Source organism: Agromyces neolithicus (assembly GCF_039529735.1).
Taxonomy (GTDB): Bacteria; Actinomycetota; Actinomycetes; order Actinomycetales; family Microbacteriaceae; genus Agromyces; species Agromyces neolithicus.
Genome location: NZ_BAAANJ010000001.1, coordinates 225,464 through 248,951 on the forward strand (window position 1 = coordinate 225,464; position 23,488 = coordinate 248,951).

Genomic DNA, 23,488 nt, shown 5'->3' on the forward strand with positions numbered 1-23,488 from the left:
ATGAATCGCGCGACCTAGACGGTGAGCGCGAAGGTCTCGCGCGGCTGACGGCGGTAGCCGTCGCGTGCGGTGACGACGAAGGAGCTGACGATGCCGACGACCGAGACGGCGCCGAGCAGGATGAGGAGGCCGATCATGATGAACCCTTTCGAATGACGTTGCGTGGCTGGTCGAGCGACCGATGCGCCGTTGCACGTGTTCGACTCTTCAATTGTGCACCTGACAACTTTTCAGCACAAGCTCACAATTCTACAATGACGATGTAGTCTTGCTTCATGGATGTGCGCCGTCTCGATCTGCTTCGCGAACTCGCCGAGCGCGGCTCCGTGACCGCCGTGGCCGAGGCCACCGGGCGCACGCCGTCAGCGGTCTCGCAGCAGCTCAAGGTCCTCGAGCGCGAAGCCGGCATGCCGCTCACCGAGCGCAGCGGCCGGGGGCTCGTACTCACGAGCGCAGGCCATGCACTCGCCCGCAGCGCCGCCGACGTCGCCATCGCGCTCGAGCGTGCCACGGCCCTGTGGGACGAGTTCCGCAACGACCCGAGCGGCGAGGTCACCCTGCTGACCTTCCCGACCATCGGCGCGGCGCTGCTGCCGGGGGTGCTCGCCGAGCTCGCGAACGTCGAGGGGCTCGTGGTGAAGGCGACCGACCTCGACCCCGAACTCGCAGAGTTCGCCGACCTGACGAGCGACTACGACATCGTCCTGGCCCACACGATGCCCGGGGTGCTGCCCTGGGGCGGACGAGGCCTCAAGGCCGTGCAGCTGCTCACCGAGCCGCTCGACATCGGCCTGCCTGCCGACCACCGGCTCGCCGACCGCGCGTACGTCACCCCCGCCGACCTCGTCGACGAGACCTGGCTCGGCGTCCCGCCAGGCTTCCCGTTCGAGCGCATCCTGCACGCGATCGAGGAACAGGCCGGCCGCAGGGCGAACGTCAGCCAGCGGTTCAGCGACATGCGCATCATCGAGGCGTTCATCGTCGGCGGACTCGGCATCGCGTTCGTGCCCCGGCTCACATCCGGCACGGTTTCCGAGTCGATCGTGCTGAAGCCGCTGCGCGGCGTGGCATCCGCGCGTCAGATCGTCGCCCTCGTGCGGCCCGACGTGGCCGAGCGGCTCGCCGTGCGCACCGTGCTCGACATGCTGGTGTCACGCGCCGCCCGGCTCGAGCAGGCGCGCGCCGACGCCTGAGGCCGGGGCTTCGTCGGACTCGCGCAGAGCGGAGGCCCCTCGACCCTGCGCATTCGTCGGCGACCTCCAACAACGAACCGCCGTGCGGGGTCCCGAACTAGACTCACCGACCATGAGCGATGACGCGATCCTGTTCGATGTGACCGATGGGCTCGCCCACCTCACCCTCAACCGGCCCTCGCGGCTCAACGCGGTCGACCCCGACGCGATCGCCCTCTGGCAGCGCTACGCGCACGAGATCGCCGAGCGCGACGATATCGGAGCCGTGCTCTTCGACGCGGTCGGCCGGGCGTTCTGCGCGGGCGGCGACGTGCTCGCGATGTCGCGGCTCGCCGGCTCTGAGAGCGACGCGGGCCGGGTCATCCGATCGCTCGCCGACCAGATCCACGACGGCCACCGCACGCTGCGCGAGAGCGCGAAGCCGATCGTCGCAGCGGTGCAGGGGCCGGTCGCCGGCGGCGGCCTCGGGTTCATGCTCGTCGCCGACCTCATCGTCGCCTCCGAGCGCGCCACGTTCGCGAGCCGATATGCCGATGTCGCGCTGACGCCCGACTGCGGCGTGAGCACGCTGGTTCCCGAAGCCGTCGGCACCCGGCGCGCGCTCGAACTCACGCTCACCTCGCGCACGCTGTCGGCGGCCGAGGCGCTCGACTGGGGGCTCGTAGCCGAGGTCGTCGCGCCCGAGTCGCTCGAGGCGCGCGCCCGTGAGATCGCCGCGTCGTGGCTCGACGGCCCGACCGCGGCGTTCGGGCAGGCCAAGCGACTCGTGCGTTCGGGCCTCGCCCGCCCGTTCCAAGACGCGCTCGACGACGAGGCTGCGACGATCGCCGCCGCGTTCGTCACCCCCGAAGCGCAAGCCCGCATCGCCGCCTTCGCGAAGCGCTGACCGCGGGCGCCGGGCCCGGCACCTCCGGGCGCCGGGCCCGGCACCTCCATATCAGTCGTGCTGCGGGAACCCCAGGTTCAGCCCGCCGTGGCTCGGGTCGAGCCAGCGCGACGTGATCGCCTTCTCTTGTGTGTAGAAGTCGAACCCGCGAGCGCCGTAGGCCTTGGCGTCGCCGAACAGCGAGTCCTTCCAGCCGCCGAACGAGTGGTAGGCCACGGGCACGGGGATCGGCACGTTGATGCCGACCATGCCGACCGTCACCTCGCGCTGGAACTTGCGCGCGGCGCCGCCGTCGTTCGTGAAGATCGCCGTGCCGTTGCCGTAGCGGCTCGAGTTGATGAGCTCGAGCCCGTCTTCGTAGCCCTCGACGCGCACGACCGACAGCACGGGCCCGAAGATCTCGTCGCGGTACACGGCCGACGATGTCGGCACCTTGTCGACGAGGGTCGGCCCCATCCAGAATCCGTCGGGGTCGCCGTCGATCTCGGGGTCGCGTCCGTCGACGACCACGTCGGCGCCATCGGATGCCGCGACGTCGAGGTAGCCCGCGACCTTGTCGCGATGCTCGCGGGTGATCAGGGGCCCCATGTCGCAACCCCTGGTTCCGTCGCCGGTCTTCAGCCGTGCCATGCGTTCGGCCACTTTCGCGACGAACTCGTCGGCGATCGAATCGACCGCGAGCACCGCCGAGATCGCCATGCAGCGCTCGCCTGCGGAGCCGAACCCGGCGTTCACCGCGGCGTCGGCGGCGAGGTCGAGGTCGGCGTCGGGCAGCACGAGCATGTGGTTCTTCGCACCGCCGAGTGCCTGCACGCGCTTGCCGTTGGCCGTGGCGGTCGAGTAGATGTACTGCGCGATCGGCGTCGAGCCGACGAACGAGATCGAGCGCACCGTGGGGTGATGCAGCAGGGCGTCGACCGCGACCTTGTCGCCGTGCACGACGTTCAGCACGCCGTCGGGCAGCCCGGCCTCTTGCATGAGTTTCGCGAGCCAGACGGCGGCGCTCGGATCCTTCTCGGACGGCTTCAGCACCACGGTGTTGCCGGTCGCGATCGCGAGCGGGAAGAACCACAGCGGCACCATCGCCGGGAAATTGAACGGCGAGATGATGCCCACCACCCCCACCGGCTGCCGGGTCGTGTAGACGTCGATGCCCGTCGACACGTTCTCGCTGTACTCGCCCTTGGTGTACCCGGGCATGGCGCAGGCGAGCTCGACGACCTCGAGTCCGCGCGCGATCTCGCCGGCGGCGTCTGAGAGCACCTTGCCGTGCTCGCTCGTGAGGATCGCGGCGAGCTCGTCGCTGCGACCGGCCAGAAGCTCGCGGAATTTGAACATCACCGCCTGGCGCTTCGCGATCGAGGTGTCGCGCCAGCCCGGGAACGCGCGGGCCGCGGCCTGCACGGCGGTGTCGACGTCTTCGGTCGAGGCGAAGCGCACGCGCTTCTGCTCGACACCCAGCGCGGGGTTGTAGACGGGCCCGCTGCGGTCGGATGTTCCGGCGACGGATGCCCCGTCGATCCAATGGTCGACGGTGGCGGTTGCGGCGCCTCTTCCTTGGGTTTCAGTCAGTGACGGTGTTTCTGGTGCAATCTGGCTCATGATTCAGCCCTCTCCTTCGAGTGCGGTGCCCAGTACTTCGTCGTAGATCGCCATGGCGTCGGCGACCTCTTCGGCCGTGACCACGCACGGCGGCACCACATGGATCCTGTTGTCTTGCACGAACGGCAGCAGGCCGCGCCCGACGAGGGCGGACTTGATGCGCCCCATCGCGGCGGCGGGCAGCGCTTCGCGGGTCTTGCGGTCGGTGACGAGTTCGACGGCCCAGAAGACGCCCTCGCCGCGCACTTCGCCGATGACCGCGTGGCGTTCGGCGAGGTCTTCGAGCGCAGGGCCGATCGACTCGGCGCCGATCTCGCGGGCGTGGTCGACGATGCCCTCGGACGCCATCGCATCGAGTGTCGCGACGATCGACGCCATGGCGAGCGGATGCCCTGAATACGTCAGCCCGCCGGGGAACACCCGGTCGTCGAACGTGGCGGCGATGGGGTCCGAGATGACGACGCCGCCCGCGGGCACGTAGCCCGAGTTCACGCCCTTCGCGAAGGTGATGAGGTCGGGGCGCACGTCGTAGCCGTCGAACGCGAACCACCTGCCGCTGCGCCCGAACCCGCACATCACCTCGTCGAGGATCAGCATGATGCCGTGCCGGTCGCAGAGCTCGCGCACCCCGGCGAGGTAGCCGGGCGGTGGCACGAGCACCCCGGCCGTGCCGGGGATGGTCTCGAGCAGCACCGCCGCGATCGACGACGGCCCCTCTGCCTCGATGACCCGGCGCAGGTGACGCAGGGCGCGCTCGGACTCCTCTTCGGGGCTCGACGCCCAGAACTCCGAGCGATAGAGGTACGGCCCGAAGAAGTGCACGTGGGCGCGGGCGAACTCGTTGGGCACCCGCCGCCAGTCGCCGGTCGCGACGACCGCGGCACCCGTATTGCCGTGGTACGAGCGGTAGGTCGAGAGGATCTTGTCGCGGCCCGTGTGCAGCCGCGCCATGCGGATCGCGTTCTCGTTGGCGTCGGCGCCGCCGTTGGTGAAGAACACCTTGTGGAATCCGGATGGCGCGTGCGCGACGATGCGCTTCGCGGCTTCGCCGCGGGCGAGGTTCACCGTCGACGGCGCGATGGTGGTGAGCAGCTCGGCCTGCTCGCGAATCGCCTGCACGACCGCCGGGTGCTGATGCCCGATGTTGACGTTCACGAGCTGGCTCGAGAAGTCGAGATACTCGCGGCCGGCGTGATCCCAGACCCGCGCACCCCGACCGCTCGCGATCGTGAGCGTCGAGGCGTGGGACTGTGCCGACCACGAGTGGAAGACGTGGTCCTTGTCGAGCTCGCGTGCGAGTTCGTCGAGGCCCTCGGTGAGGCTGTCGGTCATGGCTTCGCTGCCTTTCTGTTTCCATTCTGCGCCGATCGGGTGCCGGTCGAGTAGGGGGCGACGAAGTCGACCGCTACCCGACCGGCGACTGCTAGTTGCCGCCCTCGGCGAGTTCGACCTCGATCGGTTCGAAACCCTCGCCGGTGACGTCGACGCCGTCGGCCTCGAGCGCCTCCAGCGCCTGCGTGATGTAGTCGTTCGACCACGCAGTGGCCGGGGGTTCCTCGGTGATCGGGCTCGCGCCCGCCTCGTTGACGGCGCTCAGGGCACCTTCGACGGTGGCGTTCCAGGCGGCCTCGTCGATCATGCCGATGCCGTCGGGCGCGGGCCAGATGAGCTTGTTCGTCTCGTTGACCATCCAGAGCTCGTGGCTCGGGCCCCAGCCGGATCCCTCGGCGATCGTGATGTCGGATGCCTCTTGTGGGTTCTCGGCGGCGTACACCCAGCCCTTGATGACGGCCTTGAGGAACGCGACAGTCGTCTCCTGGTAGGCCTCGTCGCTCTCGAGTCGCTCGGTGTCGGCCCAGATCGCGTCCTGCAGCATGGCGCCCACCGTGTCTTGATAGCTGATGACGTTGAAGTCCTCGGGCTGGTAGAGCTCACCTGTGTCGGGGTTCACGCTCTCGAGCAGCTGCGCGTACTCGTTGTAGGTCATCGCCTGGGCCGCGTCGATGTCGCCCTGCAGGAAGGCGTTCATGTTGAAGTCCTGCGTGATGATCTGCACGGTCGACGAGTCGAGGCCTTCGGCGGCCATCGCCGCGAAGATCTCCCACTCGTTGCCGAAGCCCCATGAGCCGATCTTCTTTCCCTCGAAGTCGGCGACCGAATCGATGCCCGAGTCGGCCCACGACACCTGCAGGGTGCCCGAACGCTGGAAGATCTGGGCGATGTTCGTGAGGTTCGCACCCTGCTCGATCGATCCGAGCACCTTCGGCACCCACGCGATCGCGTAGTCGACGTCGCCGTTGGCGAGCGCGTCTTGCGGCACGATGTCGCCGCCCGACGGGATGATCTCCACTTCGAGGCCCTCCTCTTCGAAGTAGCCCTGGTCGGCTGCCGCGAAATACCCGGCGAACTGTCCCTGCGGCAGCCACTGCAGCTGAAGTTTGACCGGGGTGAGCTCACCCTCGGCCGTGCCGCCGTCTGTTCCGTCGCCCGATGAGGAACACGCCGTGAGGGCGAGCGCCGCCGCGAGGGCGATACCGCCGATCGTCGCGAGGCGACGTCTGCTGTGGTTCATGTCGATCCTTTCGTGGTGCGTCGGTGTCGTGCCCGCGCCGTGCGGGGACGTTCAATCGCGTTCCGGGGGTGCTTTCCCGCAATATTCGGGGGCGGGAGCGCGTGATTCTGTCGCGAAAGCACCCCCGGAACGGAGGATGTGCGGGTGCGCAGGGTGCGGGTGCGCAGGGTGCGGGTGCGCAGGGTGCGGGTGCGCAGGGTGCGAGGGCGGGTGCGGGTCATCGGGCCGCTCCGGCCGGGCGGCCGCGCTGCACGAGGCGTTCGAGGGCGAGCGTCGCGAGATAGAAGATGAGGCCGAGCACGATGGATGCCACGACGTAGGCCCACGCTCGGGCGTACGCGCTCGACGCGGCCGAGGTCGAGATGAGTGCCCCGAGCCCGCCACGGGGGCCGCCGAAGTACTCTGCGACGAGCGCCGAGATGACCGCGAGCGACGAGGCGATGCGGATGCCGGTGAGGATGAACGGCCGGGCCGTCGGCAGCGTGAGCGTGCGCAGCACCTGGCCCGAGTTCGCGGCGTACGCCTTCATGAGGTCGCGGTGCACGGGCGTGGTCTGCCGGAATCCGCGCAGGGTGTTGAGGAACACCGGCACGAACGAGGCGATGCCGGCGATCGCCTGGCGGCCGAACTGGCTGTCGGCACCGAACATCGAGTTGAGCACGGGGGCGAGCGCCACGATCGGCACCACGGCGAGCGCGGCGACGACGGGCGCGCTCATGCGGTCGATGACCTTCCACCGTGCGGCGAGAGCGGCGAGGGCGATGCCGAGGATGGAGCCGAAGACGAGGCCGACGAGCGCGTTCGTGCCGGTGATGAGCGTGGCCTGCACGATCGAGGGCCAGTAGGCGATGAACTCCTCGACGATCGAGGCGGGGCTCGGCAGCAGGTAGTCGGAGACACCCACGACGCTCACGAGGAACTGCCAGATGGCGAGCACGATGAGTCCGACCGCGATCGGCGCGACGATGCGCAGCGTCGACTCGGTGCGGGGGCTCATCCGCCCTCGCCCGGTCGCCGCGACGGTCGACATCACCGGGTCTCCACTCCGCGCGGGCCGACGGCGACCGGTGCATCGCCGTGCAGCGCCTCACGCACGGCGGTGACCATGTCGAAGAAGCCGCGCTCCTCGCGCAGCTCTTCGGTGCGGGCGGCTCGGCGCGTGTCGGCGCCCAGCCGCATCTGCACGATGTCGCGAATGCGACCCGGCCGCGGAGACATGACCACGACCCGGTCCGAGAGGAACACGGCCTCGGGGATCGAGTGCGTGACGAACACGACGGCAGCACCCGTCTCGGCGGCGATGCGCACGAGTTCGGCCTGCATCTTCTCGCGGGTCATCTCGTCGAGCGCGCCGAACGGCTCGTCCATGAGCAGCAGCCGCGGTTGCTCGGCGAGCGACCGGGCGATCGCGACGCGCTGTTGCATGCCGCCCGAGAGCTGGTCGGGGTAGCGGTCGGCGAAGTCGGCGAGGCCCACCATTTCGAGCAGTTCGGCGACGCGGGCGGCACGAGCAGCGGATGCCACGCCGTGGAGTTCGAGCGGCAGAGCGACGTTCGAGGCGACCGTTCGCCAGGGAAGCAACCCCGCCGACTGGAACGCGATGCCGTACTCCTGGTCGAGCCGTGCCTGCTTCGCGGTCTTGCCGAACACCGAGACCGTGCCCGCGCTCGGCGCATCGAGGTCGGCGATGAGGCGCATGAGGGTCGACTTGCCGCACCCGCTCGGGCCGATCAGCGACACGAACTCGCCCGCAGCCACCGTGAGGTCGATCGCGTCGAGCGCCTGCACCTGCCCCGACGCGGTCTCGAAGACCTTGTCGACGCCGCGCACCTCGACCGCGGCCCCACCATCCGCATCCGTCATGCGGCCTCCTCCGTTCGTCGGTAGTTCTTCAAGATGAGGCCGAGCAGCGCGACCGAGCCTGCGGCGACGAGTCCCAGCACGATCGCGCCGAAGATCGGACCCCACGCCTTCGCCGGGTCTCCCGATGCCTGCCCGGCGAACTGGATGAGGATGCGACCGATGCCCCCCTGCAGTCCGGTCGACACCTCGGCGACGACCGCACCGACGACCGCGTTCGCCGCTCCGAGCCGCAACGCCGGCAGCAGGTAGGGCACTGCCGCGGGAAAGCGCAGCTTCGTGAGCGTCGGCCAGTACCCCGCCGCGTAGGTCTGCATGAGCTCTTCGTGGATGCGGTCGGGCGATTGCAGTCCCTTGAGGGCGCCGATGGCGATGGGGAAGAAGGCCAGGTAGCTCGCGATGAGTGCGACCGACATCCAGTCCTGCCACTCGAACGAGCCGATCTCGACGCGCGACCCCCAGCTCTTGACCACCGGGGCGAACGCGATGAGCGGCACGGTCTGGCTGATGACGATCCAGGGCAGCAGGCCCCACTCGGCGATGCGCCAGCGCTGCATGACGAGCGCGAGCCCGATGCCGACGACGAGGCCGACGAGCCAGCCGGCCGCAGCGATGCCGAGGGTGGTGAGCGCGGCCAGGCCGACGACCGCCCAGAGCGGCAGCGCCGACGGCGAGCGCGTCACGGGTTCGGCGAGCCTGCCGAGCATGTCCCAGACGTGCGGCATCGCCAGGTCGGTCGAGCGGGGCAGCACCCGGGCACCGGCGATCACGACGCCGTCGGCGGGGCCGAGCAGCTTGTACGCCTCCCAGATCAGCGCGATCGCGAGGATGCCGACGGCACCCCACACCATCACGCCGATCTGCCGCGCGCGTCGGTCGTGCTTCGCCGGTCGAGTAGCGAGCGCCAGCGAGTGTATCGAGACCTCGGGAGGCGCATCATCGGGTCTCGATACGGCCCCTGGGGGCCTACTCGACCGACGGGTGTCTCTCATGCCTTCGCCGTGATGTGCTCGGAGAGCGCCGGGATGACGGTCTCGCCGTACACGCGCAGCGTCTCCTCTTTGTTGTCGTGCTGCAGGTAGCCGGCGAACTGGTCGACGCCCAGGTCGGCCAGCTGCTTGAGCTTCGCGATGTGCTCGTCGGCGGTGCCGAGCACGCAGAACCGGTCGACGATCTCGTCGGGCACGAACTGGGTGTGCACGTTGCCGGCGCGCCCGTGCTCGTTGTAGTCGTACCCTTCGCGGCCCTTGATGTAATCGGTCAGGGCTTGCGGCACCGCCCCGCCCGAGGCATCCGAATTCGAGCCGTACTTGGCGACGATGTCGGCGACGTGGTTGCCGACCATGCCGCCGAACCAGCGGCACTGGTCTCGCATGTGCTGCCAGTCGTCGCCGATGTACATGGGCGCGGCCACGCAGAACTTGATCGACATGGGGTCTCGGCCGACCGCCTCGGCGGCGTCGCGCACGTGCTGGATCATCCACGCGGCGATGTCGATGTCGGCGAGCTGCAGGATGAAGCCGTCGCCGACCTCTCCCGCGAGCGTCAGCGCCATCGGCCCGTAGGCCGCGACCCAGATGTCGAGCTGCGAGCCGCGCGACCACGGGAACTGCAGCTGCGATCCCTTGTACTCGACCGGCCGGGAGTTCGCGAGCTCGCGGATCACGTGGATCGACTCGCGCAGCTCCTTGATCGTGACCGGCTTGCCGTTCGTGACCCGCACCGCCGAGTCGCCGCGGCCGATGCCGCAGATGGTGCGGTTGCCGTACATCTCGTTGAGTGTCGCGAAGATCGACGCCGTCACGGTCCAGTCGCGGGTCGCGGGGTTGGTGACGAACGGGCCCACCTTGATGCGGTGGGTCTCGGCGAGGATCTTGCTGTGGATGACGTACGGCTCCTGCCACAGCAGGTGCGAGTCGAACGTCCACGCGGTGCTGAAACCGTACTGCTCGGCGAGCTTCGCGAGGTGCACCGTGCGCGACGCGGGCGGGTTGGTCTGGAGGACGACTCCGAAGTCCATCTGCGTTTCCTTTCTCTCCGGTGGTCGAGTAGGGCCGCCAGGCCCGTATCGAGACCGATGTGTCGGTTGCGGGGTCTCGATACGCTCGCTGCGCTCGCTACTCGACCGCCGGGTCGGTCAGAGCAGGTACTGGCTGAGCCCCCGCTTGAGGAACCGGCCGTCGCCCTTGGCGCCGAGGTACTCGTCGCCGTCGACGATGACCCTGCCCCGCGAGAGCACGGTGTCGACGTGGCCGTCGATCTCGTAGCCCTCCCAGGCCGAGTAGTCCATGTTCATGTGGTGTGCCCGGCCCGTAGGGTTCCCAGAAGAATCGAGCCCGACGCCGATCGACGTGTGCCCGTTCGGGTCGTAGACGACGATGTCGGCGTCGGCCCCGGGCTGGATGACGCCCTTGCGGCCGTGGAGCCCGAACATGCGCGCCGGCGTCGTCGACGTGAGCTCGACCCAGCGTTCGAGCGTGATCTCGCCGGTGACGACGCCCTGGTACATGAGGTCCATGCGGTGCTCGATCGAGCCGATGCCGTTGGGGATCTTGCGGAAGTCGCCGAGGCCGAGGTCTTTCTGGCCCTTCATGCAGAACGGGCAGTGGTCGGTCGAGACCATCTGCAGGTCGTTCGTGCGCAGCGCCTGCCACATGGCGTGCTGGTGGCCGTCGGCCCGGGCCCGAAGCGGCGTCGAGCACACCCACTTGGCCCCCTCGAACGCGCCCCACTCGTCGCTCGACGCGCCGAGCTGGTCTTCGAGCGAGAGGTAGAGGTACTGCGGGCAGGTCTCTCCGAAGACGTTCCAGCCCTTGTCGCGCGCGGTCGCGAGCTGTTCGACGGCCTGCTTCGCGCTGACGTGCACGACGTACAACGGAGCATCCGTCACCTTCGCGAGCATGATCGCGCGGTGCGTGGCCTCCTCCTCCATCTCCCAGGCACGGGCGATGCCGTGGTAATACGGATCGGTCTTGCCCTGGTCGACGAGCTGCTGGGCGAGCACATCGATGGCGGGGCCGTTCTCGGCGTGCATCATGGTGAGCATGCCCGTGTCGCGGGCAACCTGCATGGCCTTCAAGATCTGCGCATCGTCGGAGTAGAACACGCCCGGGTAGGCCATGAACAGCTTGAAACTCGAGACGCCCTCGTCGGGCAGTGCGCGCATGGCCGCGAGCGAGTCCTCGTCGACGCCGCCCACGATCTGGTGGAAGCCGTAGTCGATCGCGCAGTTGCCGGCCGCCTTCTCGTGCCAGGCGGCCAGGCCGTCTTGCACGCGCTGGCCGTAGGTCTGCACGCTGAAGTCGATGATCGACGTCGTGCCGCCGTGCGCGGCTGCGCGCGTGCCGGTCTCGAACGTGTCGCTCGCGGCGGTGCCGCCGAACGGAAGCTCCATGTGCGTGTGCGCGTCGATGCCGCCCGGGATGACGTACTTGCCGCTCGCGTCGATGACACGGTCGACGGATGCCGCGACATCCGTTCCGAGCAGGCTGCTGCCCGGTTCGAGCACGGCGCGGATGGTCTCGCCGTCGATGAGCACGTCGGCGGGGGCGCGGCCGGTGGCGCCGACCACGGTGCCGCCGGTGATGAGGGTGGTGGTCACTACTGCTCCTCTCTTCGTCGATCGAGTAGGCCGCCAGGCCGTATCGAGATCTCGTGTCGTGGTCTCGATACGCTCCTTCGTCGCTACTCGACCGACGTCATGGCTTGGGGATCGCGGTGTACGAGTCGGGCCGGCGGTCGCGGTAGAACTGCCACGCGTTGCGCACGTCGCGGATCATGTCGAGGTCGAGATCGCGGATGACGATCTCTTCGTGCTCGCCCGACCCGTACTCGCCGACGATGTTGCCCTGCGGGTCGACGAACTGGCTCTTGCCGTAGAAGTTCACCGCGAGGTCGCCGTACTCGTTGTCTTCGAGGCCGACGCGGTTCGCGGCGGCGACGAAGTAGCCGTTCGCTGCCGCTGCCGCCGGCTGCTCGATCTCCCAGAGCCGGTTCGAGAGGCCCGGCTTCGTGGCGTTCGGGTTGAACACGATCTGCGCGCCGTTGAGGCCGAGCTCGCGCCATCCTTCGGGGAAGTGCCGGTCGTAGCAGATGTAGACGCCGATGGGGCCGACCGCAGTGTTGAACACCGGGTAGCCGAGGTTGCCGGGGCGAAAGTAGAACTTCTCCCAGAACTTGTCGAGGTTCGGGATGTGGTGCTTGCGGTACGACCCGAGGATCGTGCCGTCGTTGTCGACGACGACCGCGGTGTTGTAGTAGACGCCCGGCTGCTCTTCTTCGTAGATCGGCAGCACCATGACCATGCCGAGCTCTTTCGCGAGCGCTGCGAAGCGCTGCACGATGGGGCCGTCGGCGGGCTCGGCGTAGTCGTAGTACTTCACGTCTTCGGTGATGCCGAAGTACGGGCCGTAGAAGAGCTCTTGAAAGCAGATCACCTCGGCGCCCTGCGCCTTGGCGTCGCGGGCGAACTGCTCGTGCTTGTCGAGCATCGACTGCTTGTCGCCGGTCCAGGTCGTCTGCGTGATGGCCGCTCTGACGATCGTCATGTTGCCTCCTGAGTCGGTCGGCGCCGTTGCCGTCGGTTCGGTAGGTGTGGTGCTCGTACCTACCGGGCGGTGGTCGAACGCCGGGTGGTGGTGCCGATGGATGCTGCCCGACGGGCCTAGCGGCCCGTTCCGTTATTGTTCGGCGTGAACATTTCCTTTATGTTTCACCTAGTGACGTGGTGGTTAATCATCCTGTCGCCTACGGCGTAAGGAGGCAATGGTGCGTTCGGGTATTCGTATGGATGTCTCGCACCTCACTTCGCTCGCGTCGTTCAGCGACACGACGCCGAAGGGCATCGCGGGCGACCTGGCCCGGCTGGTCACGAGCGGCGAGCTCGAGGCCGGCGAACGTCTGCCCACGGTGCGCGAGCTCGCCTCCGAACTCGGCGTGAGCCCCGCCACCGTCAGCCAGGCCTGGCAGGCGCTCGCCCGCGCCGGCCTGATCGAATCACGCGGGCGAGCGGGCAGCTTCGTGCGCGAGGCATCCGCCGGTCGCCTCGCACTGCGCATGCGCGGCATGGCCGCACCCGACGACCCCGTGCGCCTCGATCTCTCACGGGGCACCCCCGATCCCCTGCTGCTGCCCGCGCTCGCGCCCGCGCTCTCGCGCGTTTCGGCCCGAGCCGAGACGGGCAGCTACCAATCGGTGCCGGTGATCCCCGCGCTCGCGGCCGTGCTGGCCGACTCGTGGCCGTCGCAGGCCGAGCGCATCATGGTCGTCGACGGCGCCCTCGACGCGCTCTCGCGCACGCTCGAACAGGTCGTGCGCTTCGGCGACCGGGTCGTGGTGGAGCACCCCGGATTCCCGCCGTTCCTCGACCTGCTCGACGTGCTCGGCGCCGTCGCGGTGCCGGTCGCGCTCGACGAGCAGGGCATGATCCCCGAGGCGCTGGCCACGGCGCTGCGCAGCCGGCCGGTCGCGGCACTCGTGCAGCCGCGGGCTCAGAACCCCACCGGCGCCTCGATGACTCCGGATCGCGCCGAGGCGCTGGCACGGGTCATCCGCGACTCGCCCGACGGCGACGCGCTCATCGTGATCGAAGACGACCACTCGGGCATGATCTCGACCGAAGGCGACGTGACGCTCGGCACCTGGGTGCCCGCGCAGGTCGTGCACGTGCGCAGCTTCTCGAAGTCGCATGGCCCCGACCTCAGGATCGCCGCCCTCGGCGGCCCGCGCGAGCTCATCGACCGCATCACGGCGCGCCGCATGCTCGGACCGGGGTGGACCTCGCGCATGCTGCAGACGATCCTGCTCGACCTGCTCACCGACGGGTCGTCGCTCGACGCAGTCGCCGAGGCGCGCCGGCAGTACTTCTCGCGGCAGCGCGCGCTCGGTGACGCGCTACGAGCGCGCGGAGTGACGGTTGCGCCGGCAGACGGGGTCAACCTGTGGATGCCGGTGCTCAGCGAGCGGTCGGCCCTCGTGCAATTGGCGGCCGCCGGCATTCGGGTGGCGGCGGGATCGCCGTTCCTCGCTGCGGCGAACGGGTCGGATGCCTCGGGCGCGGCCCGTTCGCGTCGGCCGGGGGAGTTCGTGCGCGTGACGGTCGGCATGGTGCGCGACGACGTCGATGAGGTCGCCGATGCGCTCGCGACGGCGGCGCAGCATGTGGTGGCCGGGGGGTATTGAGGCCACACTCGGTGTGCCATGCGGGTGGCAGTTGCCGGTGATCGTTGTCAGTGGTCGTTGGGAGTGGTCACTGTCAGTGGTCGCTGCCAGTGGTGCAGCATAGGATCACGCCGTGGCCACTCTCGACGACCTACGGCGCACGACCATGGGGCTTCCCGGCAGCGAGGAGCGCGCGATGACGGGCGGTGCCGCGTGGTTCGTGCGCGGCAAGCTGTACGCGTGGGAATGCCACCCTTGGCCGAGCATTCCCGCCGACATGCGCCAGATCATCGCGAGCGAACTCGTCGTCGGGGTGAAGGTCGCCGACCGACTCGACGCGCTCGCCCTGGTCGAAATGGCGCCCGACGTGTTCCTGCGTACAACGACCAGGTGGGGCGAGCCGAAGGTCGCGTTCCGCATGGCCGGCATCGACGACGACCATCTCGCCGAGCTCGTGACCGAGGCGTGGCGTGTTCAGGCTCCCAAGTATCTGCGGCGTGAGTTCGAGGCGCTCGAGCATGCCGGGGACGCCGACACAATGGCTGCACGTCGTCGCGGTGACTGAGTACGGTCTCTGGCGCATGCCGCGGCGCCGGCATTGAGCGCTGCCGCGACTTGTTTCGGCGAGGCGGCACCCGGCCGGCCCGACGATGCCGGATATGCTGCCGGGCGTGACCAGTGCCCTACCGCGCAACGATGCGACCACCCGAGACGCGCGTCGCGCATGGACGATCGGCGGAGCGTTGCTGATCGTCTCAACACTGGTCGGCACCATCGCAGCTCCGATGCTCTGGACCATCCCCGGCTCAGGGTTCGCGGGCCCCGCGTTGTTCTCGATCGCGCTGCTGATCTTCGCGTTCGGCATTCGCCGAGCCGGCAGCGTGACCGCACGCCGCCCGCTCGGCACCGGGGCACTCGCCGTGCTCGCGCTCTGGACGTTCGCGAGCCGATTCGTATGGGACTTCATTCCTGACGAAAGTCTGGCGCTGGATCAACAGGTCGTGCTCGGCACCGTCGGCACTTTGATGGCGGCGATACTGGCAGCCGTGGCCGCCGTGCAGGTCGCGCGAGCCGGTGTTGTTCCGTCCCCGTGGAACTGGGCGCCGTTCTGGGCACTGATCGCGGTCATCGTGCCATCGCTGCTGCAGCTGCTGATCTTCGCGGTCGGCTCGTCCTCGTCGAGCCAGGCTGCAGTGACCGTACTGGTCGGTCTCGATCAGCTGGTACGGTCGACCGCCGTGGTCTTCCTCGGGGTGCTCGCGATTGTGCTCGCGACCAGGCCTGCGTCCACCCGAACCGTGAGCATCATCGCCCCGCGGCGATGAACCGGTCGACCGACACGCCCATCGAGGAGATCAGCATGGCGTTCAGCCGTTGATGAGCGGCGGCAGGAAGATCACGGCGAGCACTGCGACCGCCATGAGCGCGAGGATGAGCAGCGCGCGGTTGATGCGCCGTCGGCTGACCGTGCCCTTGTCGAACGACGACCGACTCAGTTTGTCGAGATTCGGCAGGAGCGCCTGGTACGGCGGCTCGGGTCTGTCTGCGACGCCGTTCGCCGGTGGCGTGGAGTCCTCTTCGTCTCCCATGCGCACAACCCTAGCCTCGTGAATAGCCCGAACGTCGCGCTGCTGCCGGCGCCGCTGTCGATCGTGGTCGGGATCGTCCCTACAGGATCCGACAATCCTGAAGCTCACTCTGGTCGACAGGCGTGTTCGTTGCGATAGTTGATCATGGCCACGGCGCCGAGATCGCCATCGCCGGAAGACCTCCGCGAGTGCTTGGCGGAAACACCGCGAACCGTTTCGACGGCTTCGGGACTTGTCGAGTACGCCGAGCGTGGACGGGGCGAGCCGATTCTCGCCATCCACGGCACCCTCGGCGGGTGGGATCAAGGGCTCGTGGCGGCGGAGTTTCTGCGCGTGAACGGGTTCCGGATCATCGCCCCGAGCAGGCCCGGTTACTTGGGGACGCCGCTGTCGACGGGGCGGACCTTCGCCCAACAGGCTGATGCCCTCGCGGCGCTGCTCGATGCGCTCGGGATGGACAGCATCATCGTGTTCGCCGTCTCAGGCGGCGGCCCCGCGGGCTACGAGCTCGCAGCCAGGCACCCCGGCCGAGTGGCCAAGCTCGTTCAAGTCGACGGGGTCTGCATCCCGGGCCCGATTCCGGCGGTGGCGACACAGGTTGCGGCGAGGGACACCTTCGCCAGGGCGCAGATCTGGCTCCTGACCCACGCGACGAGGCCGACCCTCACCGCGCTGTTCCGACTCGTCGGCACCGAGACCAAGGCGGCCGCCTCCGACCGCGCCACGACGCTCGCGGCAATCCCCGGCCGCACGGCGACGTTGGAGGCGACGCTTCGTGCCTCGCTCGGTGCGGCACGACGACGACAGGGCATGAGGAATGACTTCACGACCTTCACTCCCGCACCGCTCGATCGCATCACCTGCCCGACACTGATCCTGCACGGGCGCTCCGACAAGAACGTGCCCCCGGCTAGCGCCGAGTACGCCCACGCGCATATCACCGGCTCCGAGCTCTACTGGATGGACGGATCGCATGTCGCGTTCGCACTCGAGGCCGCCGACACCGCGCCGGCATACGTCGTGAACTGGCTGCGCGACGACGGCTGACCACCAACGGAGGAAAGGGTCCGCGGCGCTAGGCTCGACCGAGGTTCACTCTCTGGCAGTTGGAGGCGTTGGTGGCGGATGCACCGGTGGCGGTGGTCGCGGGTGCGAGTGGCTTCGTCGGCGCCGCCCTTGTGCGCGCGCTCGTCGACGATGGTTACCAGGTGCGACGGATCGGCCGTGCCGGTGAAGTGACCTGGGCCGATGCCGCCGGCATCACTCGAGCGATTGAGGGCTCTGCCGTGCTGGTGAACATGGCGGGCATGTCGGTCAATTGCCGCTACAGCGACTCGAATCGTGACGAGATCCTGCGGTCACGGATCGACACGACTCGGGCGCTCCGGGAGGCGGTGGCATCTGCGAGCAGGCCGCCCGCGGTCTGGCTGAACGCGTCGACCGCGACCATCTACCGGCACGCGATGGATCGCGCGAACACCGAAGCAGATGGCGAACTCGGCGAGGGCTTCTCGGTTGACGTGGCACGGCGCTGGGAGCAGGAATTCTTCGCCGACGAGCTCCCGCGAACACGTCGCGTCGCGCTGCGGATGGCGATTGTGCTCGGTGACGGCCCGGCGACGAACAAGCTCATCGCACTCGCGCGGCTGGGGCTCGGCGGGCCGCAGTTCGACGGCTGGTGGTTTCCTCACCGCCGCTACCGGGGAATCGGCCCGGCACCCACAGGCGGCAGTCGGGCGTCGTGGCATCGCACCCGCGGATACCAGAAGTTCAGCTGGGTGCACATCGATGACGTCATCGGCGCCATCCGGTTCCTTCGCGACCGTGACGACATCTCGGGCCCGGTGAACATCGCCAGTCCCAACCCCAGCGACAACCGCACACTCATGCGCACCCTTCGCCGAACCGTCGGCATGCCCGTCGGCATGCCCGCATGGCGATGGATGCTCGAACCGGCCATGTGGGCGCTCAGGACCGAGCCGGAACTGGTGCTGAAGAGCCGATGGGTGCTGCCCGGCACACTCACCGCCGCCGGATTCACCTTTCGACACCCCGACCTCCGAGAGGCCTTGAAGGACGTCACCTCCAGCCAGAGGGCTCGCTGAGGGCTCGTCTCTGAATCACTGCCTTCGCCGCGCCCTCGCTCGTTCCTTGATCGCGAGGATGACATCGGTCTTGGCGTCGGCGTAGTCGTTCATGTCGTTCCACGGCGTGCTGAGGAGCGCTCGCTTGGTGCGCTCGTAGACGGCACGATCGGCAGCATCCGAGCGAAGGTGATCGCGCAGGAGGCGATACTCATCCACGGCGGGATCGCCGCGCTCGTAGAGGTGCACATGCACGTCGCGTGCTGGTGTACGCACGAGCCGATGTCCGGGTTCGCGCACCCGCAATTCGTATCCGGCAGTCAGCAGCGCATCGAGGTAGTCCTCTTCAGCGGTGATGTCGGCCACCGTCACCACGATGTCGATGATGGGCTTCGCTGCCAGTCCAGGGACCGCGGTGGAACCGATGTGCTCGATCTCGATGTCTGCCGCCGCGAGAGCATCACGAATTCGCCGCCGGTGATCGAGGTAGCGGCCCGCCCAACGCTCGTCGTAGTCATGGAGCTCGAGCTCGAGCGCCTCGACTCCTCCCACCAGCTCAACGGTCGTCACGTCGGGCCGGCGCGGCGTGCGACTTCTGCTCACACAGGCATTCTCGCAGTGCGAGTGCCGGTGGGCGTGCCCGATGCAGACGTCGGCGGCTCCCGGCAGACTGGTCGCGTGAGCCAGCGCAGTCACGCATGGGTACTGCACGTCGACCTCGACCAGTTCATCGCCGCGGTCGAGGTGCTGCGGCATCCTGAACTCGCGGGCAGGCCGGTGATCGTCGGCGGACGCGGCGATCCGACCGAGCGCGCCGTGGTCTCGACGGCGTCGTACGAGGCCCGCGAGTTCGGTGTGGGTTCGGGCATGCCGTTGCGCATCGCGGCCCGCAAGGTGCCCGACGCGGTGATCCTTCCCGTCGACCACGTGGCCTACAACGAGGCATCCGATGCGGTCATGGCGACCCTTCGCGCACAGCCGGGCGCCGTCGTGCAGGTGCTCGGCTGGGACGAGGCGTTCGTCGGCGTGCAGACCGACGACCCCGAGGAGTACGCGCGGGCGCTGCAGCGGGCTGTGCTCGAACGCACGCGCCTGCACTGCAGCGTCGGCATCGGCGACACCCTCGTGCGCGCGAAGGTCGCGACGGGGTTCGGCAAGCCCCAGGGCGTGTTCCGGCTCACGGCCGAGAACTGGCTCGAGGTGATGGGCGACCGGCCGACGATCGACCTGTGGGGCGTGGGCTCGAAGATCTCGCGGCGCCTGGCCGCGATCGGCATCTCGACGGTGGCCGAGCTTGCCGCCGCCTCACCGGACGATGACGGACTCGTCGCCGAGTTCGGCCCGCGGATGGGTCCGTGGTACGCCCAGCTCGGCCGCGGCGACGGGGCGCGGGTCGTCGACGACACCCCGTGGGTGGCGCGCGGCCACAGCCGCGAGACGACCTACCAGCAGAATCTGACCGAGCCCGCGCAGATCGAGGCTGCCGTGCGCACGTTGGCTGATCAGGTGCTCGCGGATGTCGCAGCCGAAGGCCGCCCGGTCGTCGGGCTCGCACTGAAGGTGAGATATGCGCCGTTCATCACCAAGACGTTCACGAAGAAGGTGACCGAGACGTTCGACCGCGACGAGGTGCTGGCGCGCGTGATGGAGCTCGTCGGCCGCATCGAGCCCGACCGGCCGGTGCGGCTGCTCGGGTTGCGGGCCGAGATGCGCATGCCCGAGGAATCGCGCGAGGGGCACACGCCCACGCGGAGCGGGTGGTGAGCGAGCGCCTCGATACCTCGCCAAGCGTTTCGTCCCAGTCGTCGTCCGCGAAGCATCGCTGCAGCGGTACGGCGCCCAGCCGGTCGGAATCTCCGATCGACCTGGATCGTTCAGCTTCGCACGAAGCACTCGGCCGACCCATCCGGAAGAAGGGCCGACCGAGGCCGATGGTTCAAGAACTACTGTCGAGCTATTCGCGGCTCCCTGACTTCGGCAGCGCCTGGATGAGCTTCACAAATCCGAGGAACGCCACAATTGCGCTGGCGACGAGGATGATCCAGCCCAACGGTGAGCTACCCGATGTGCCCGATGCGTCGGCAACGACCCCACTGTTGAACAGCATGACTGCGCCTGTGACACCACCACAGGTGCCGACGACACAGACACCTGCCCAGATGATCGCTCGCATGATCACGGGTTACAGAGCGCGACCGTAGTTCAGCGGGTCGGCAACGACGGGATACGCCACACCTTCGGCGCGATGGGCAACGTGCTGTGTCAGGGTGTTGCCCGCCACGGGGTACCAAGTGTCTACCTTGTTGCCGTTGGCGTCGAGCGCCCATGGCAGCGCGATCGTTACCGCAAGCTCCCCAGCAGCGTCATACCCGACCACGCCGCCATCCTCGAACTGTTCGAGCGTCACGTCGTACTCGTACGAGAATGTGCTCGGCGCATCTGGCCCCTCAATCACACTCGTGATCGTCACGCTTGCGTCTGGGTTGACCAAGACCACCGACGAACTGCCGTCGCCATGGTCGTAGCTGGCTGCGCCATCTGACACTCCGGCTTCAGAGGACCCGGCTTCGGGGAGGGTGAATGAGAACTCGGCTCCGTCGGCCGCTTCCACCTGGATCGGTTCGTTCGAGGACTCCGGCAGAGAGACCTCGCCGTTCTCGAGAACTGCCTCCACGCCGCTCGTAGTGTTCGCCAGGTGAACGGCATCTTCCACCAACTCGGGGACGGCCTCCGCTACAGTCGCGACCAGCACCTCACCAGGCTCACCCTCGTCAGCATTCGCCGGCAAGGCTCCAGCCAAGATCACCGCCGCGACCGCACCAGCGGTCACATACGTGAGTTCTGTGCGCAAATGCGCCCCCCTCATCACTCAATTCGATCACTGAAACGGCGTCGACTTCAGTCCCCCGCGACCCCCCAGCGCGGCCAACCGAGACAATAGTCAGCGACCCGAGTCCCAAGCTATCGCAGCGAGTCACCGGGCGTAGCATGCGCGCACATTCCCGCACATCCGCGCAGCATGTCAGATGTATCGAAGGCCGGATGGGGCTCACCCTCAAACTGCCGTGTGGAGGCGGTGGTCCTTTCCGTCGACCGCGACGAGGTGATGGCGCGCGTGATGGACCTCGTTGCGCGCATCGAGCCCGACCGGCCCATTCGGCTGCTCGGGCTGCGCGCCGAGATGGCCATGCCCGAGGAGACCCGCGAGGGGCACACGCCGACGCGCAGCGGGCGGTGAGCGAGCTCAAGCGGTGAGCGGCTCAGACCTTCGCGCCGCTCGGCACCTTCATGTAACGGTCGGGGGTGATCGTGAGTTCGGCCTGCCCGCCCGTCATCGAGCGCAGGTCGAGCACGTAGCGACTGAGCTCGGCCTCGGGCACGCTCGCGACGACCCGGGCCCGGCCGTCGTCGGCCGTCTCGGTCGCGCTCACCCGGCCGCGGCGGCCCGACAGGTCGGTCAGCACGGTGCCCTGCAGGTCGGCCGGCACGGTCACCGTCACGACCGACACCGGCTCGAGCATCACGGTGCCGGCCTCGGCGAGCGCGGCCTTCACGCCGATCGAGGCCGCGGTGCGGAACGCCATCTCCGAGGAGTCGACCGAGTGCGACTTGCCGTCGTACAGTTCGACACGCACGTCGACGACCGGATGACCCTGCGGACCGCCCCCGGCGAGTGCATCGCGTGCGCCCTTCTCGACCGCGGGAATGTAGGTGCGGGGCACCGAGCCGCCGACCACCGAGTCGACGAACTCGAACCCCTCGCCCGGTTTCAGGGGCGAGACGCGAAGCTGCACCACGGCGAACTGCCCGTGGCCGCCCGACTGCTTCTTGAGCTTGCCCTCGACGTCGGCGCTGCCCGCGATCGTCTCGCGGTACGCCACAGGCGCGGGGCCGGTGTCGACGTGCACCCCGAAGACGCGGGCGAGACGCTCGACGGCGACCTCGACATGCATGTCACCGAGGCCGCGCAGGATGGTCTGATCGCCCGCACGGTCGATGACGAGCGTCGGGTCCTCGGCGACGAGCCGCCCGAGCGCGGTCGACATCTTCTCGTCGTCCGACTGCGTGGCCGGGGTGAGGCTCACCGCGAACACCGCGGGGCGCGTCGGCAACGGGGCCGGGCGGGCGGTGCCGCTCGGGCGCGACCAGAGCAGCGTGCCCGACGGCGACCCGGTGAGCTTGGCGACGGCGCCGACCTCGCCCGCGCGCAGCGCCCCGACCTGCAGGTGCTCGGCGCCCCGCAGCTGGAAGAGCCCGTGGATGCGCTCATCGGCGCCGGTGGTGGCGTTGTGCAGCCGGTCGCTCGGGTGCAGCACGCCCGAGAGCACCTTGAGCATCGAGACCTGTCCGACGAACGGATCGGCCACCGTGCGGAAGACGTACACGAGCGCCTCGCCGTCGGGGTTCGGGGCGACGCGGAGTTCTGCCCCGCTGCCGCCGCCCTTCGAAGCAGAGGATGCCCCGGTCGCGGCATCCGTGCCGTTCGCGCCCTTCGGCGACCCGCCGACGACGATGCGCGCCTCGCGCTCGAGAGCCGACGGCGACAACTCGCAGAGCAGGTCGAGCACGCGGTCGACGCCCGTGCCGGTCACGCCGGAGCAGACGATCACCGGCACCGCGCCGCCTGACGCGACTTCCCTCGCGAGCGTGCGCTCGAGCTCGGCGGGCGACGGCTCGTTGCCCTCGAGGTAGGCCTCGAGCTGCTCGTCGTCGTGCGAGACGATCTCTTCGGTGACGTCGAGGTGCATCTGGTGCTCCTCGGCTTCGGCGTCGGCCGGCATCGGGCCGTCGTGGTGGCGACCCGACTCGTCGTACTCGAGCGCCTGCTCACTGAGCACGTCGGCGATGCCGTGGAACGACTGCTCTTCACCGAGCGGCAGCTCGAGCGGCCACAGGCGATCGCCGAACGCTGCGCGCAGCTCTCCGAGCACGCGATGGAAGTCGGCGCGCGTCTTGTCCTCCTGCGTGATCACGACGATACGCGGCAGTCCCGCCGCCTCTGCGGCGCCCCATACGAACCGTGTGCCCGCCGTGACCCCGTCGACCGCGCTCACGACCACCACCGCGACATCCGCCACCGCCAGCGCGACGTCGACCGAGCCGACGAAATCCGACCGCCCAGGCGTGTCGGCAAGCGTGATCGTGCACTCGCCGTCGGCGGCTCCGGCGCTGCTGCCGCCTGCATCGCCGGGCCGCCAGGTGAGGTGGGCGAGCGAAAGCCCGAGGGATGTTCCCCGGGCGATCTCTTCGGGCTCATGGTCGCAGACCGTCGTGCCCTGCTCGACGGTGCCCGCCCTCGGGATGACTCCCGCCCGGAGCAGCATCGCCTCGGCGAGCGTCGTCTTGCCCGCGCCGGCCGCGCCCACGAGGGCGACCGTGCGGTGGGTCGAGGTGGGTACCTGGTTCATGTGGCCTCCCGCGCCGCTGCGGATCCGTGCATCCATCGTGTACCCGTCGGCGCGCGAATGCCAGAGGTGGAGTTACGGGAACCGCGTTCGCGAGCCTGCCGCGGCGCGTTCGCGAGCCTGCCGCGGCGCGTTCGC

The 23,488-nt window shown here is 68.8% G+C and carries 23 protein-coding genes and 1 pseudogene; 9 read left to right on the forward strand and 15 right to left on the reverse strand.

Annotated features, from left to right (window positions below; translation table 11 throughout):
- Positions 1-14: 14 nt before the first annotated feature.
- Positions 15-137, reverse strand: coding sequence for a hypothetical protein (locus ABD164_RS01060; RefSeq protein WP_344292528.1), 123 nt, complete (start codon positions 135-137; stop codon positions 15-17).
- Positions 138-275: 138 nt separating this feature from the next.
- Between ABD164_RS01060 and ABD164_RS01065 the strand changes: the two genes are divergently transcribed.
- Together ABD164_RS01065 and ABD164_RS01070 are read left to right on the forward strand one after the other, a co-directional pair.
- Complete coding sequence (locus tag ABD164_RS01065; protein WP_344292530.1) at positions 276-1,193, forward strand: LysR family transcriptional regulator; 918 nt, start codon at positions 276-278, stop codon at positions 1,191-1,193.
- A 112-nt stretch (positions 1,194-1,305) separates the two neighbouring features.
- On the forward strand, positions 1,306-2,079 hold the full coding sequence (locus ABD164_RS01070) for an enoyl-CoA hydratase/isomerase family protein (protein WP_344292532.1): 774 nt from the start codon (positions 1,306-1,308) through the stop codon (positions 2,077-2,079).
- 51 nt (positions 2,080-2,130) lie between these two features.
- Here ABD164_RS01070 and ABD164_RS01075 read toward each other — a convergent pair whose 3' ends face one another.
- From ABD164_RS01075 to ABD164_RS01115, 9 genes are all read right to left on the reverse strand, one after another.
- Positions 2,131-3,681 (reverse strand): CoA-acylating methylmalonate-semialdehyde dehydrogenase, encoded by a 1,551-nt coding sequence (locus ABD164_RS01075; protein WP_344292534.1) that lies wholly within the window; start codon positions 3,679-3,681, stop codon positions 2,131-2,133.
- A 3-nt stretch (positions 3,682-3,684) separates the two neighbouring features.
- Positions 3,685-5,013: an aspartate aminotransferase family protein gene (locus ABD164_RS01080; protein WP_344292536.1), complete on the reverse strand. Its 1,329-nt coding sequence runs from the start codon at positions 5,011-5,013 to the stop codon at positions 3,685-3,687.
- A gap of 91 nt (positions 5,014-5,104) precedes the next feature.
- Complete coding sequence (locus ABD164_RS01085) at positions 5,105-6,253, reverse strand: ABC transporter substrate-binding protein (RefSeq protein WP_344292538.1); 1,149 nt, start codon at positions 6,251-6,253, stop codon at positions 5,105-5,107.
- 217 nt (positions 6,254-6,470) lie between these two features.
- Positions 6,471-7,283, reverse strand: a complete 813-nt coding sequence (locus tag ABD164_RS01090; protein WP_344292540.1) for an ABC transporter permease — start codon at positions 7,281-7,283, stop codon at positions 6,471-6,473.
- The gene (locus ABD164_RS01095) at positions 7,283-8,116 is read right to left on the reverse strand and encodes an ABC transporter ATP-binding protein (protein WP_344292542.1); all 834 of its coding nucleotides are present in this window, start codon (positions 8,114-8,116) and stop codon (positions 7,283-7,285) included. Before ABD164_RS01095 ends, ABD164_RS01090 begins: the two co-directional genes overlap by 1 nt.
- Positions 8,113-8,964, reverse strand: coding sequence for an ABC transporter permease (locus ABD164_RS01100; protein WP_344293361.1), 852 nt, complete (start codon positions 8,962-8,964; stop codon positions 8,113-8,115). Before ABD164_RS01100 ends, ABD164_RS01095 begins: the two co-directional genes overlap by 4 nt.
- Before the next feature lie 137 nt (positions 8,965-9,101).
- Complete coding sequence (locus ABD164_RS01105) at positions 9,102-10,133, reverse strand: TIGR03842 family LLM class F420-dependent oxidoreductase (RefSeq protein WP_344292544.1); 1,032 nt, start codon at positions 10,131-10,133, stop codon at positions 9,102-9,104.
- A 117-nt stretch (positions 10,134-10,250) separates the two neighbouring features.
- Positions 10,251-11,714 (reverse strand): dihydropyrimidinase, encoded by a 1,464-nt coding sequence (gene hydA / locus ABD164_RS01110; protein ID WP_344292546.1) that lies wholly within the window; start codon positions 11,712-11,714, stop codon positions 10,251-10,253.
- A gap of 97 nt (positions 11,715-11,811) precedes the next feature.
- Positions 11,812-12,660, reverse strand: a complete 849-nt coding sequence (locus ABD164_RS01115; RefSeq protein WP_344292548.1) for a nitrilase-related carbon-nitrogen hydrolase — start codon at positions 12,658-12,660, stop codon at positions 11,812-11,814.
- A 238-nt stretch (positions 12,661-12,898) separates the two neighbouring features.
- On the opposite strand from ABD164_RS01115, the gene ABD164_RS01120 reads away from it, so the two are divergent.
- From ABD164_RS01120 to ABD164_RS01130, 3 genes are all read left to right on the forward strand, one after another.
- Positions 12,899-14,293: an aminotransferase-like domain-containing protein gene (locus ABD164_RS01120; RefSeq protein WP_344292550.1), complete on the forward strand. Its 1,395-nt coding sequence runs from the start codon at positions 12,899-12,901 to the stop codon at positions 14,291-14,293.
- 112 nt (positions 14,294-14,405) lie between these two features.
- Positions 14,406-14,837, forward strand: a complete 432-nt coding sequence (locus tag ABD164_RS01125) for an MmcQ/YjbR family DNA-binding protein (protein ID WP_344292552.1) — start codon at positions 14,406-14,408, stop codon at positions 14,835-14,837.
- 106 nt (positions 14,838-14,943) lie between these two features.
- Positions 14,944-15,597, forward strand: a complete 654-nt coding sequence (locus ABD164_RS01130; protein ID WP_344292554.1) for a hypothetical protein — start codon at positions 14,944-14,946, stop codon at positions 15,595-15,597.
- Between the two features lie 42 nt (positions 15,598-15,639).
- On the opposite strand, the gene ABD164_RS01135 is transcribed toward ABD164_RS01130, so the two are convergent.
- Positions 15,640-15,861 carry a hypothetical protein gene (locus tag ABD164_RS01135; protein ID WP_344292556.1) on the reverse strand — a complete coding sequence of 74 codons (222 nt, stop codon included), beginning with the start codon at positions 15,859-15,861 and terminating at the stop codon, positions 15,640-15,642.
- Positions 15,862-16,005: 144 nt separating this feature from the next.
- Between ABD164_RS01135 and ABD164_RS01140 the strand changes: the two genes are divergently transcribed.
- Together ABD164_RS01140 and ABD164_RS01145 are read left to right on the forward strand one after the other, a co-directional pair.
- Positions 16,006-16,908 carry an alpha/beta fold hydrolase gene (locus ABD164_RS01140; RefSeq protein ID WP_344292557.1) on the forward strand — a complete coding sequence of 301 codons (903 nt, stop codon included), beginning with the start codon at positions 16,006-16,008 and terminating at the stop codon, positions 16,906-16,908.
- A gap of 68 nt (positions 16,909-16,976) precedes the next feature.
- A complete protein-coding gene (locus tag ABD164_RS01145; protein ID WP_344293363.1) occupies positions 16,977-17,966 on the forward strand; it encodes an epimerase in 990 nt (329 codons plus the stop codon).
- Positions 17,967-17,981: 15 nt separating this feature from the next.
- On the opposite strand, the gene ABD164_RS01150 is transcribed toward ABD164_RS01145, so the two are convergent.
- Positions 17,982-18,548, reverse strand: coding sequence for a GrpB family protein (locus ABD164_RS01150; protein WP_344292559.1), 567 nt, complete (start codon positions 18,546-18,548; stop codon positions 17,982-17,984).
- A 75-nt stretch (positions 18,549-18,623) separates the two neighbouring features.
- On the opposite strand from ABD164_RS01150, the gene ABD164_RS01155 reads away from it, so the two are divergent.
- Positions 18,624-19,709: a DNA polymerase IV gene (locus ABD164_RS01155; RefSeq protein ID WP_344292560.1), complete on the forward strand. Its 1,086-nt coding sequence runs from the start codon at positions 18,624-18,626 to the stop codon at positions 19,707-19,709.
- 190 nt (positions 19,710-19,899) lie between these two features.
- On the opposite strand, the gene ABD164_RS01160 is transcribed toward ABD164_RS01155, so the two are convergent.
- Together ABD164_RS01160 and ABD164_RS01165 are read right to left on the reverse strand one after the other, a co-directional pair.
- Positions 19,900-20,118, reverse strand: coding sequence for a hypothetical protein (locus tag ABD164_RS01160; protein ID WP_344292563.1), 219 nt, complete (start codon positions 20,116-20,118; stop codon positions 19,900-19,902).
- Between the two features lie 9 nt (positions 20,119-20,127).
- Positions 20,128-20,796: a hypothetical protein gene (locus ABD164_RS01165; protein WP_344292565.1), complete on the reverse strand. Its 669-nt coding sequence runs from the start codon at positions 20,794-20,796 to the stop codon at positions 20,128-20,130.
- Positions 20,797-21,036: 240 nt separating this feature from the next.
- On the opposite strand from ABD164_RS01165, the pseudogene ABD164_RS01170 reads away from it, so the two are divergent.
- Positions 21,037-21,183: pseudogene (locus ABD164_RS01170) on the forward strand (DNA polymerase IV); the annotation flags it as partial.
- A 22-nt stretch (positions 21,184-21,205) separates the two neighbouring features.
- Here the strand turns inward: ABD164_RS01170 and ABD164_RS01175 are convergent.
- Positions 21,206-23,353, reverse strand: a complete 2,148-nt coding sequence (locus ABD164_RS01175; RefSeq protein ID WP_344292566.1) for an elongation factor G — start codon at positions 23,351-23,353, stop codon at positions 21,206-21,208.
- Between the last annotated feature and the right edge of the window lie 135 nt (positions 23,354-23,488).

What these genes read in the sequence shown, in the direction of transcription:
- ABD164_RS01060 (WP_344292528.1), bottom strand. Translation starts at nt 137, where the DNA reads ATGATCGGCCTCCTCATCCTGCTCGGCGCCGTCTCGGTCGTCGGCATC.
- ABD164_RS01065 (WP_344292530.1), top strand. Translation starts at nt 276, where the DNA reads ATGGATGTGCGCCGTCTCGATCTGCTTCGCGAACTCGCCGAGCGCGGC.
- ABD164_RS01070 (WP_344292532.1), top strand. Translation starts at nt 1,306, where the DNA reads ATGAGCGATGACGCGATCCTGTTCGATGTGACCGATGGGCTCGCCCAC.
- ABD164_RS01075 (WP_344292534.1), bottom strand. Translation starts at nt 3,681, where the DNA reads ATGAGCCAGATTGCACCAGAAACACCGTCACTGACTGAAACCCAAGGA.
- ABD164_RS01080 (WP_344292536.1), bottom strand. Translation starts at nt 5,013, where the DNA reads ATGACCGACAGCCTCACCGAGGGCCTCGACGAACTCGCACGCGAGCTC.
- ABD164_RS01085 (WP_344292538.1), bottom strand. Translation starts at nt 6,253, where the DNA reads ATGAACCACAGCAGACGTCGCCTCGCGACGATCGGCGGTATCGCCCTC.
- ABD164_RS01090 (WP_344292540.1), bottom strand. Translation starts at nt 7,283, where the DNA reads ATGTCGACCGTCGCGGCGACCGGGCGAGGGCGGATGAGCCCCCGCACC.
- ABD164_RS01095 (WP_344292542.1), bottom strand. Translation starts at nt 8,116, where the DNA reads ATGACGGATGCGGATGGTGGGGCCGCGGTCGAGGTGCGCGGCGTCGAC.
- ABD164_RS01100 (WP_344293361.1), bottom strand. Translation starts at nt 8,964, where the DNA reads ATGGTGTGGGGTGCCGTCGGCATCCTCGCGATCGCGCTGATCTGGGAG.
- ABD164_RS01105 (WP_344292544.1), bottom strand. Translation starts at nt 10,133, where the DNA reads ATGGACTTCGGAGTCGTCCTCCAGACCAACCCGCCCGCGTCGCGCACG.
- ABD164_RS01115 (WP_344292548.1), bottom strand. Translation starts at nt 12,660, where the DNA reads ATGACGATCGTCAGAGCGGCCATCACGCAGACGACCTGGACCGGCGAC.
- ABD164_RS01120 (WP_344292550.1), top strand. Translation starts at nt 12,899, where the DNA reads ATGGATGTCTCGCACCTCACTTCGCTCGCGTCGTTCAGCGACACGACG.
- ABD164_RS01135 (WP_344292556.1), bottom strand. Translation starts at nt 15,861, where the DNA reads ATGGGAGACGAAGAGGACTCCACGCCACCGGCGAACGGCGTCGCAGAC.
- ABD164_RS01140 (WP_344292557.1), top strand. Translation starts at nt 16,006, where the DNA reads ATGGCCACGGCGCCGAGATCGCCATCGCCGGAAGACCTCCGCGAGTGC.
- ABD164_RS01160 (WP_344292563.1), bottom strand. Translation starts at nt 20,118, where the DNA reads ATGCGAGCGATCATCTGGGCAGGTGTCTGTGTCGTCGGCACCTGTGGT.
- ABD164_RS01175 (WP_344292566.1), bottom strand. Translation starts at nt 23,353, where the DNA reads ATGAACCAGGTACCCACCTCGACCCACCGCACGGTCGCCCTCGTGGGC.